Origin of the sequence: Rhodococcus sp. H29-C3 (assembly GCF_030063405.1) — a bacterium.
Classification (GTDB): domain Bacteria; phylum Actinomycetota; class Actinomycetes; order Mycobacteriales; family Mycobacteriaceae; genus Rhodococcoides.
On sequence record NZ_JASITC010000010.1, the window covers coordinates 36,249 to 47,838 of the forward strand.

General features: G+C 63.0%; 8 protein-coding genes. All 8 read left to right on the forward strand.

Annotated elements, in window-relative coordinates; all coding sequences use genetic code 11:
* The first annotated feature begins 71 nt into the window (after positions 1-71).
* The 8 genes from bar to QMK32_RS19315 all read left to right on the forward strand — a co-directional run bounded on the left by bar (position 72) and on the right by QMK32_RS19315 (position 11,590).
* Entirely contained in the window at positions 72-1,181 is a 1,110-nt protein-coding gene (gene bar, locus QMK32_RS19280; protein ID WP_283476800.1) for a barbiturase, read from the forward strand.
* A 96-nt stretch (positions 1,182-1,277) separates the two neighbouring features.
* A complete protein-coding gene (locus QMK32_RS19285) occupies positions 1,278-2,774 on the forward strand; it encodes an amidase (RefSeq protein ID WP_283476801.1) in 1,497 nt (498 codons plus the stop codon).
* A gap of 41 nt (positions 2,775-2,815) precedes the next feature.
* A complete protein-coding gene (locus tag QMK32_RS19290) occupies positions 2,816-4,534 on the forward strand; it encodes a PucR family transcriptional regulator (protein WP_283476802.1) in 1,719 nt (572 codons plus the stop codon).
* Positions 4,535-4,647: 113 nt separating this feature from the next.
* Positions 4,648-5,976, forward strand: coding sequence for an amidase (locus tag QMK32_RS19295; RefSeq protein WP_283476803.1), 1,329 nt, complete (start codon positions 4,648-4,650; stop codon positions 5,974-5,976).
* 149 nt (positions 5,977-6,125) lie between these two features.
* Complete coding sequence (locus tag QMK32_RS19300) at positions 6,126-7,298, forward strand: XdhC family protein (protein ID WP_283476805.1); 1,173 nt, start codon at positions 6,126-6,128, stop codon at positions 7,296-7,298.
* Positions 7,299-7,324: 26 nt separating this feature from the next.
* A complete protein-coding gene (locus QMK32_RS19305) occupies positions 7,325-8,974 on the forward strand; it encodes a helix-turn-helix domain-containing protein (protein ID WP_283476806.1) in 1,650 nt (549 codons plus the stop codon).
* Between the two features lie 142 nt (positions 8,975-9,116).
* A complete protein-coding gene (locus tag QMK32_RS19310; RefSeq protein WP_283476807.1) occupies positions 9,117-10,595 on the forward strand; it encodes a uracil-xanthine permease family protein in 1,479 nt (492 codons plus the stop codon).
* 77 nt (positions 10,596-10,672) lie between these two features.
* Positions 10,673-11,590 carry an FAD binding domain-containing protein gene (locus tag QMK32_RS19315; RefSeq protein WP_283476808.1) on the forward strand — a complete coding sequence of 306 codons (918 nt, stop codon included), beginning with the start codon at positions 10,673-10,675 and terminating at the stop codon, positions 11,588-11,590.

Genomic DNA, 11,590 nt, shown 5'->3' on the forward strand with positions numbered 1-11,590 from the left:
TGAGGGTGCCGCACCGTGTGGTCACCGGCCGACTCTGCAGTACCCACAGTTCCCCAATAGAGGAGATTTCAGTGCCCGAAGCAATCGAGGTTCGCAAGGTCCCGCTGCACAACGTGTCCGATGCAAGCGAGCTGGCCAAGCTCATCGACGACGGAGTGCTCGACGCCGACCGTGTCATCGCGGTCATCGGTAAGACCGAGGGCAACGGCGGTGTCAACGACTACACCCGCATCATCGCTGATCGCGCTTTCCGAGAGGTACTGTCCGCGAAAGGAACCCGCAGTGCACATGACGTCGGCGAGGTACCGATCGTCTGGTCCGGTGGAACCGACGGTGTCATCAGCCCGCACGCGACCATCTTCGCGACCGTGCCGGCAGACAAGGCCGTCAAGACCGACGAGCCACGCCTGACGGTCGGCGTCGCCATGAGTGAGCAGCTGATGCCCGAGGACATCGGCCGCACCGCGATGATCACCAAGGTCGCTGCGGCAGTGAAGGATGCCATGGTCAACGCCGGCATCACCGATCCCGCCGACGTGCACTACGTACAGACGAAGACACCACTGCTGACCATTCACACCATCCGTGACGCCAAGAGCCGCGGCAAGACCGTCTGGACCGAACAGACCCACGAGTCGATGGACCTGTCCAACGGCGGCACGGCACTGGGGATCGCCGTCGCCCTCGGCGAGATCGACATGCCCACCGACGAGGACGTCATGCACAGCCGGGAGCTGTACTCCGCAGTCGCTTCTTGCTCCTCGGGCGTCGAGCTCGACCGCGCTCAGATCGTCGTCGTCGGCAACGCACGCGGCGTCGGTGGCCGTTACCGCATCGGTCACAGCGTCATGAAAGATGCACTCGATCAGGACGGCATCTGGAATGCGATCCGCGACGCCGGTCTCGAACTCCCCGAGCGCCCGCGAACCAGCGACCTGGACGGCAAGCTCGTCAACGTCTTCCTCAAATGCGAAGCAAGCCAGGACGGAATGGTCCGTGGACGACGCAACGCAATGCTCGATGACTCGGACGTGCATTGGCACCGTCAGATCAAGGCGTGCGTGGGCGGCGTCGCCGCGTCCGTGACCGGCGACCCGGCCGTGTTCGTATCGGTCTCGGCTGCACACCAGGGCCCAGAGGGTGGCGGCCCCGTTGCCGCCATCGTCGATCTCGGCCAGTAGCAACACCCCGTTCCATCGGCGCCGCGCCGAAGCCGCACATCCAGGCTTCGGCGCGGCATCGTCCCCACAGTCTTCGTCCAGTTGAAAGGAACGCGCATGGCACACGCCATCGAACCCGTCGACGAGGGCGATGCCACCGTCGCGTACGTCGACCCGAGTGGTGCCCCGAACGAACTCGTGATGCGCGATGCGCTCGAGCTCAGCGGCATGATCAAGCGCCGCGAGGTGTCGTGTGTCGAAACCATGACCACCTACCTCGACCACATCGAACTGCACAACGGAACTGTCAACGCGATCATCGCGTTGCGGGACCGCGAGGAATTGCTCGACGAGGCGAAGGTGCGGGATCGTCAGCTGGCGGACGGGCATTACCTCGGGTGGATGCACGGGTTTCCGCATGCGGTCAAGGATCTTTCGGCGGTCGAGGGTTTGCCGTTCACCTCCGGGTCACCCATCTTCGCGGACCGGATCGCCGACACCGACGACCTGTTCGTCAATCGAATCAAGTCGGCGGGCGCCATCATCGTCGGCAAGACCAATACACCCGAGTTCGGATTCGGCTCGCAAACGTACAACCCGGTGTGGGGTACGACCGTATCGCCGTACGACACCTCACGCACTGCCGGCGGCAGTAGTGGTGGAGCGGCCGTGTCGTTGGCGCTTCGCATGCTGCCCGTGGCCGATGGCACCGACTACATGGGTTCCTTGCGCAATCCGGCCGCCTTCAACAATGTCGTCGGCTTCCGGCCGTCCTGGGGACGAATTCCAGAAGCCGGCTTCATAGCTCAAGGTGCCGTTTCCGGACCGATGGGGCGATCCGTCGCCGACGTCGCACACCTTCTTTCCACTATGGCGGGACCGGATGCCAACGCTCCGTTGGGAATCGACGAGGATCCCGAGATCTTCACTCGTAGCCTCGAACGCAACTTCCGTGGGGCGCGCATCGCCTGGGTCGGCGACTGGGACGGCTATCTGGCGACCGAACCCGGCGTCCTCGACCTGTGCGAATCCTCGTTCGAAACGTTCCGACAGATCGGCTGCACTGTGGAGAGCGCCCTGCCGGACTACAAGCCGGAGGACATCTGGCAGTTGTTTCTGAAGTGGCGGTGGTGGGCGCAGCTTGGAATGGTCGATCTGTACGACGACCCACGGACCCGCGACCTGATGAAGCCCGAGATGCTGTGGGAAATGGAAAACGCCGTAACGCTCACTGCGCTCGACGTCACGAAGGCGGCAGCGGCTCGCGACAGCTGGCAGACGGCGCTGACGAAAATGTTCGAGACATACGACTTCATTCTTGCGCCGAGTGCACAGGTATTTCCGTTCGACAAGGACACGCATTGGCCGGAGAGCATCGCCGGACGCCGGATGGATACCTACCACCGGTGGATGGAGACCGTCGTTCCGTGGACGATGACCGGCGTTCCCGTCGCCGCGATGCCGGTCGGGTTCGATCAGCGCGGCCTTCCGATGGGAGTCCAGATCATCGGACGCCATGGCGCTGACCGGGCGGTCTTGCAGCTCGCTTACGCCTACGAACAGGCAACTCAGTGGGTCCGGAGCGTCCTTCCTCCCGCGCTTCGGACGAACTGACCCCCACTGCTGGCCTAACGGCGGACAGGTAAAGTCGAACAATGAATGAAACTGTCGGCGATCTCACTCCGCGGACACGTGCTTTGTCGGCTCCGGCAAGCTACGCGTTGACGGTGGAGGAACTTCTTGCGCTTCCCAGCCTGACCGGCTCGAAGTTGATCGCGGGCAGGGGCGGTCTCGAGAAGATCGTTCGACGGGTCAACGTCATCGAGGTGCCGGACATCCTGCCGTGGGTCAAGCCGAACGAACTGTTGGTCACCACCGGCTTCCCCCTGCGACACGCGGACTCCGGTCGCCCGTTCGACGCTCACTCTCTGGTCGAACTCGTCGAAGGCCTCTCCGAACGCGGCGCAGCGGCGCTCGGTGTCAAGGAGGGCAGGTACTTCGGCGACGTCCCCGCAGCGATGATCGACGCGGCCGACCGACTCGACTTCCCACTGTTCCTCATCCCCCGAGACATCGGCTTCGACGAGGTGATGTCCGAGGTGTACACGCACCTTGTCGACAGCCAGGCGTGGGCACTCGACGTCGCCGACCGCATGCACCGCGCCTTGACCACGATCGTCCTCGAAGGCGGTGATCTACCCCAGATCGCCGACGAAGTGGCGACGCTGTTCGAGGCTGCTGTCGTCATCTGCTCCCCCGACGGCAGAGTGCAGGCCACAGCGGGAGCGAGCGCAGATCTCGAAGCCCTAGACGCGTTGCCGTTGTTCGATCCCTCCGGCCGATTGCATACCGAACGTCTCCACCAGGGTCTTCAACCGGCACCCGGGATGGCGTCCGGTCAGATCGCGGTGGCACCGATCAATGCCGGCGGCACCGACCACGGCCTCATCGTTGCGGTTGCCCGGGCAGGTGGTCTCGGACCGGTGACGATACAGGCGCTCGAGCGCGCTGCGACCGTCGTCGCGTTGGCAGTGACGAAGAAGCTCGCGGTGTCTGCCGTGGAATCGAAGTTCCGCGGTGACTTTTTGCGCGATGTCCTCAACGGTGCAGCAGAGCCCACCGATCAGATCATCGAGTACTGCTCCCAGCTCGATTGGGATGTGAATCGAAGCATGGTCGTCATCGTGGCGCAGCTCGACCAGGTAGCGGAAGCGAGTGCAGGACAATCGGTTCAACCACCGGTCGTCGGGCGGATGCCGCACGAGCGGCTCACCGCTGCTTGGCAACAGGTTGTGCGCCGCCGCGACCGGTTCGCTCCGGTCGTCGGGTTCAGCCACGAAGTGGTGACGCTGATGCCCGCAGGGCAAGGGGATGCGCGCGCGGTCGTCGAGGATCTGATCGCTTCCGTCGCGGGCGACAGTGGTGGCGGCAGAAATTCGTTCGGAACCGGAGTCAGTCGCGTCATCGACTCCGTGGCCGACATTCCGCGGGCCTACGATCAAGCGCGCAAGGCTGTCATGGTCGGTCGCCGCATGAACGGTGCAGGTTCGGTGGCACATTTCGACAGCCTCGGGGTGCACCGGCTGCTTTCCCTCGTCGACGACGGCGACGAGCTGCAGGCCTTCGCGACCGAGGTGCTCGGTTCGCTGTCGGGAGAGGATGCCGACGCAATCGATCTGCGTCAAACCCTGCAGGCGTTGCTGGATACGAACTGCAACGTCGCCGAAACAGCGCGCGTCCTGCATTTCCACTACAACACGCTGCGCTATCGAATCGGAAAACTGGAAAGCATCCTCGGTCATTTCACGACGGACCCGATCCTGCGTTTGGATGTCGCCCTGGCGCTGCGGGTAGTGGAGATGAAGGGCTTGTAACGCGGTGATCCATGTCGAGTCGACCGAGCAGCTGAGGAGTTTGTCCTGTGTTACAAGGTAATTCGATCGGTGCCAATGCTCGCTCGGTCGCCGAGGCCGTGTCTTCTCGCTCGATGTCTGCCCGCGAGGTGATCGAGCAGCACCTCTCTCACATCGATCGGGCGAACCCGCGACTCAACGCGATCGTCACGGTCGCCACCGAGTCAGCCAGGCAGGCTGCAGACGAGATCGATGCGCGCCTGGCACGCGGTGAATCCGTCGGGGCCCTCGCCGGCGTCCCGTTCACAGTCAAGGACTTGATCGCCACAGCCGGCGTCAGAACAACCGCAGGCTCGACGGCGTTGGCGGACAACGTACCTCGCGTCGACGCACCGGCAGTCGCCCGGATGCGAGCCGAAGGCGCCATACTGATCGGGAAGACCAACACCCCGGAGTTCGGTGCCAGCGGACTCACCTACAACGATCTCTTCGGATACACCTTGAATCCATTGTCGCCGGACGGAATCGATCGCTCTCCCGGTGGTTCCAGCGGGGGTGAAGCGTCGGCGATCGCCTCGGGAATGAGTGTTGTCGGTCTCGGCACCGATTTCGGCGGCTCGGTCCGTTGGCCCGCCCACTGCACGGGCCTGTGCTCGGTACGGCCCACGGCTGGACGCATCTCCCCCGACGGCCAATATCCCGGTGTCATGTTCGATGAGCGAGTGCTGACGAACGCAGCCACCATGCACGGCAGCGTGCAGACGATCGGTCCGATGGCGAGAAATCTCGACGATCTGACTTTGATGCTGCGCGTCCTGTCCTCGCCCGAATATCGATGGGTGGATCCGGTCGGCGTGCATCTCGATGAGCTCGACGTCCGCTGGGCCGCAGGCGAAGGTACCGTCCCTGTATCTGCGGAGATTGTCGCAGCCGTCGCAGAATCGGCCGAGCGGTTGGCATCTTCGGTGAAGTCGATGCAGCCTTACTCGGGCGCGGCGTTGCGGCAGGCGAACGATCTTTTCACGCGGATGCGATCCGCCGAAACTCAGACGGACATCCTGCAGTACGGGCCTGCCACTGGATTCGGCTCGAACATTCAAGGAATTCTCGCAGCGGTCCGGGCCACCCCCCGCACCGACGCCGAGGCACTGTGGGCGGAGCGCAGCGTCCTGCGCCACGAACTTCTGTCCACGATGGGCGATGTACTGATTCTTCCCGTCGCGTCGATCGTGGCACCGCCCATCGGTGAAACGCGATTCGACGTCGAGGGCACGGTGCTGTCGTGGTCCGAAGCGCTGGCCAGCAGCCGAGCGATCAGCATCCTGGGCATGCCGTCCGTGGTCGTACCGGTTGCGACCTCTGAATCCGGGCTTCCCATCGGAGTGCAGATCGTGGCCCGCCCGTGGCAGGAGCACAACGCTCTCGCTGCGGCAGCGCTGTGTATGCGGCAGACTCAGCGATAGCAGCTACCTCGGCACCGGACAGTTTCTGCCGCGATGGCGAGTTCCGACAATCACTTCCACACTATTTGGGCGAACTCTGTCGCTGGTAACCGGACGTCTGGACGCTAACGTGATGACCATCACTTCACTCCTGAAAGGAGAGCGACGCCATGCGAGATCTCCTCGACGATCTAGCCCCTTGGCTCGAACGCCACGAGCCGTTCGCTCTCGCGACGGTTGTGCGCACCTGGCAGTCCTCCCCCAGACCTGCGGGCGCTGCGATGGCCGTCTCGAAGTCCGGCGACGTCGTCGGCAGTGTGTCCGGCGGCTGCATCGAGGGCGCGTTGTACGAACTCGCCCAGGAAGTGCTGGCCGATGGACTTGCCAGAACCGAGACCTACTTCGTCGCCGACGACGATGCGATCGGCGTGGGACTGACCTGCGGCGGCACCATCGAAGTATTCCTTCGGCTGATCAGCGGACACTCATGTGCAGAGTTCGCCGAAGTAGCGCGGCTGATCGCCGAGGGTACGTCCGTGGCGGTGCTCACCGACCTTGATGTCGGTATGCCGACTCGGCATGCCGTGGTCAGTGAGGACCGCACCTGGGACGAATCTGCAGGACCAGGCCTTGCAGAGGTTCTCGACGGTGACGAGTCGTTCAGGAACAAGGTCCGTGACCTCGTGCAGGCAGGCGAGTCCGGGCTCGCAGTCCTCGCACACGGCGGCAGCGAACAGGATCGTGCGCTCGAGGTAATGGTCGAGCTGTTCGGACCGCCCCCGCGGATGTACATCTTCGGAGCGATCGACTTCGCCGCGGCGATGTGTCGACTCGGGAAGTTCGCCGGCTTCCACGTCACGGTCATCGACGCCCGCGCAGTGTTCGCGACGCGCGCGAGGTTCCCGGACGCCGACGAAGTCGTGGTCTCGTGGCCGCACAAATTCCTCGAAACTGCTGCCGTGGACGAGCGCACCGTGATCACCGTGTTGACCCACGACGAAAAGTTCGACATCCCGCTGCTCGAACATGCGCTGCGAACCACTGCGGTGTACATCGGCGCGCTCGGAAGCCGTGCCACCCACGACCGCCGCGTCGACCTTCTCCGCGGCCGGGGAGTGACCGAGGCCGAGCTGAACCGGCTGCACTCGCCCGTCGGCCTCGATCTCGGCGCCCGCAACCCTGCCGAAACCGCAGTGTCGATCATGGCGGAGGTTCTCAAGACCTCTCGCAACGCCACCGGCCTCGAACTGCGCACGCTTCACGGACCGATTCATCGCGAACGCAACTCGTTGTCGGCATCGGTAGACGAGCGGATAGACCTCGGATCGGGCGCACGTTGCTGACCCGCTCCTCCACTATCGCCGACCGGGTGACCGAGAGCGGAGCCGAGAGTACGACGGTGGAGAGTGTTCTTCACACGGACTTCCTGTCCGAAGGTGTGGTGCTCGCCGGGCGCGAGGGTCTCGGCCGGGTCGTCGATCGCCTCACCCTCATCGAGAACCCCGAAAGCATCCGGTTCTGGATCGGTACGCAAGACCTGGTTCTCACAACAGGATTCGCGCTCGCTCAGTCCACCGAGCCTCTTTCTTCGTTCGTATCGACCGCGCATTCTGCCGGGGTCGCCGGCATCGTCATCCAGTTCGACGAAGACATCACCACCATCGACGACGACACCCGCGCCGCTGCAGATGAACTGGAATTGCCGTTGATCGCAGTGTCGGAATCGTTCGCACTCGATCATGTCCTGGCGCGAGGCGTGCGCGATCGGGCCAAGCAGCAGGTGCGGGCGATGTACCGGTCGGAGCGGCTGCGAAAGCTGCTGGTGGCGAAGATGGTTGCCGGAGGCGGCGTGGCCGAGCTGGCGTCGGCGGCGGCCGCGGAGCTCGATGCCGCAGTCTTGATGACCACCTCGGACGGAAGAAGGTTGGCGACGGCCGGCGCTGACGAGGAAGTTCGGGCGCTTTGCCGCAGCTCGGCGCTCGATGCCACCGGAAGGTTGAAGACCGATTCGACAGACGGAGGCCTGGGGTTGCGCGCGACGGACGAGGGTGCGATCGCGGTGAGCGCGATCTCGGCGAACGGTATCGACCACGGACGCGTCGCCGCCTTCAGCCGACATCGGACGCTCTCCACGCAAGATCTGCACGTGGTCGACGCGGCGGCCGCAGTGTTCGCGCTCGCCGTGACCCGCGACCTCGCGCTGTCCACCATAGAAGAAAAGCACCGCGCCAATTTCTTACGTGACCTCCTGCTGGGCAGGGGTGGGGAACATCGACACGCGGTGGCGCACGCGCAACGCTTCGGCTGGGACATCGGCAGACCGGTCGTCGTGGTCGTTATCGAACCCGCCCCCGGAGTCGATGCCACACGGCAGGCACCCGACCGCATGCCGCTCGTCGACCGGCAGATGATGGCGTTCTCGGGTGCGCTCACGCAGCGGGATCCGCACGCTGCGATCGCAGCACTCGGTACCGAAACCGTCATCATGATGGGCGCCGGGCCGAACACGGTGAACGCGATCCGCGACATCATCGAGAGTGTGCGCGGCGACGGCGGAGGCGGCCGACAGCCTTTCGCCGTGGGCATCTCACGCCCCTGCACTTCGGTGGAGGACATTCCGGGAATTTACGGTCAGGCCCGAACCGCACTGAAAGTAGGCCGTCAGATCTACGGAACCTGGGCCGTCACCGCATTCGACGATCTGGGGGTATTTCGTTTACTCAGCTTGGTCGAGAATGATGATGAACTCACTTCGTTCACCAAAGAAACTCTGCACGAACTGACCGAGCAGACAGTGGAAGCGCAGGATATGCGAAAGACACTCGAAATGTTGCTCGCCACCAATATCAATATCGCCGAAACTGCCCGAAATCTGCACTTCCACTACAACACTCTGAGATATCGCGTCGTCAAGCTCGAGAAAATATTGGGTCCTTTCACCGAACGCCCTGATTTACGTTTGGACCTGTCTTTGGCTCTCAAGATAATGGCAATGCGCGGTATCGATCAGCACATGTGACGGTCATCCAATCGAAATATTGGCAGATTACGCTCATGGTGGTTCCGCAAGACAGCAATACCGTTCTTTTTCTATAGCGATATAGGAATGAACCGCAATTCGTGAAACTGCTGCGACTACAACGAAATAGAAAGGCTTCACAATGCCGATCTGGAAGATTCACGGGGACGGAAAGAATATCCTTCCGGGCGAAGTCGTCGCACCGAACGAGCGGTTGAACTGGGGGCGAACTGTCAGCCTCGGAGGACAACACGTCGTCTCCATGTTCGGGGCAACTTTCGTCTTCCCGATCATCATGGGCCTCAATCCCCAACTCGCCATTCTCATGTCGGGGTTCTGCACGATTTTCTTCCTGCTGGTCGTCAAGGGAAGAATCCCCAGCTATCTGGGAACCTCGGCGGTCTTCGTCGGTGGTGTCGCCGCGATTCGGGCACAGGGCGGAACATCAGCGGAGGTCACCGGCGCAATCCTGGTGTCCGGGTTGGTGTTGGCGGTCATCGGTGTCGCTATTCACTTCATGGGCGGCGGGGTGGTGGTCAAGATACTGCCCCCGGTCGTCACAGGCGCGGTGGTGATGTTGATCGGATTCAACCTCGCACCGGTGGTAGCGAGTCTCTACTGGCCACAGGACCAGTGGGTCGCACTGATCGTGATGTTCGTACTGATCGTCATGAGCGTTGCACTCCGGGGGTTCCTCGGACGCATCGCCATTCTGCTGTCGCTGATATTCGGATACGCACTGTCCTGGATTCTCGACCTCGCACTGGGACCGATCACCTCGTACGACGCCACCGCAGGCGAGGTGACCGAACACTTCCGCGTCAGCTGGGCAGGCGTCGAGTCCTCCCAGTGGTTCGGCCTACCGCCGTTCTCCGATGAGGCCAACGGCATTGTCGGTATCCACGCCCCCTCGTTCAGTCTGGCGTTCATCATCCTCGTGCTCCCGGGTGTCATCGCACTCATCGCGGAAAACGCCGGGCACGTCAAAGCTGTAGCAGAGATGACCGGCGACGATCTCGACCCACTGATGGGCCGCGCACTGGCAGCCGATGGCATTGCCACCGTCATGGCCAGCGCCGTCGGAGGCTCGCCCACGACCACCTACGCCGAGAACATCGGTGTCATGGCAGCAACCAAGGTGTACTCCACCGCCGCCTACACCGCGGCCGGCATCATCGCGATGATCCTGGGATTCTCGCCGAAGTTCGGTGCCATAATTTCAGCGACACCAGGCGGAGTGCTGGGCGGAATCACCGTAGTGCTCTACGGAATGATCGGCCTCCTCGGCGCGAAGATCTGGAAAGAAAACGGTGTCGACTTCGGCAACCCATTGAACATGATGCCCGTCGCAGCCGGCCTCATTCTTGCCATCGGTGACACGGCCCTCGTCTTCACCGACACGTTCTCCCTGACCGGGATCTCGCTGGGCACGATCGTCGTGATCGCTCTGTACCACCTGTGCGCGCGCATCGCTCCCCAGCACATGAGGCCCGGATATACCTCGGGCCCTGACGGCACCGGCCCTGACCAGCGCAAACTCGGGGACGCCATGGGACCACGACACAATAGAGATGCTGGCGACAACGGAGAGGTCGACACCCTCGATCCGGTGCGCCAGTAAGCGATTGCCACATCAGCCAGTGGCCTTTGTCACTTTTCGACGAAACACTTATCAGCACGGGCAGGCAGGATCGGACTATGAAACCTTCGCCACTGAAATATCATCGACCCCGGTCGATCGAGGAAGCGTGCGAGGTCCTTGCGGGGGTCGATGGCAAGGTCCTGGCAGGCGGGCAATCGCTCATTCCGATGCTGTCGATGCGCTTGGCAGCGCCAGGAAATCTCGTCGACATCACCGGGATCGATCAACTCGACTCCATCACCGCGTCGGCAGAATCGGGCGTCACCTTCCAGGCGCTTGCAACGCATGCGTCGTTGGCTTCGGATCTCGGAGCCAACGACGTGCAGCCGCTGCTCAACCGCACGCTGCAGTTGGTGGCTCACGCGACGATCAGGAACCGCGGAACCACCGTCGGCTCGATCGTCCACGCAGACCCGTCGGCGGAAGTTCCTGCGGTACTGCTGCTGCTCGATGGCTCGGTGACCGTGCAGTCGGTGCGAGGCCGTCGCGATATCGCCGCGCGTGATCTGTTTCTGGGCCCGTTGGAGTCTTCGCTCGAACCGGACGAGATCGCGATCAGTGCAACCGTGCCGGCGGCCCGAAGGGGCGTTGGCACAGCGATCGACGAAATCGCCCGTCGGCATGGCGATTACGCGCTCGTCGGCGTCGCAGCACGCGTCGAGGTCGAGGACGGCGTGGTGACGAACGCCCGCGTCACTTACGTCTCTGCCGGTGAATTCGGCGAAGTCATCGACTATTCCGACGTCATCGGGGGAGCTTCCGTCTCCGACGACCGAGATCCCTTGTGGAACGTCTTGTCCGAGGCAGCACGTAGGCGCGTCGAAACCGAGGCAGATATTCATGCAACTGCGCGGTATCGATCACAGCTCGTTGCGGCACTGACGGCAAGAGTAGTCATGGCGGCCGCACGCGATGCAGCACTTTCCTTGGCAACCAGGCAGTCGACCCGCCGTGTCGATGCCGGAGAGAAATAA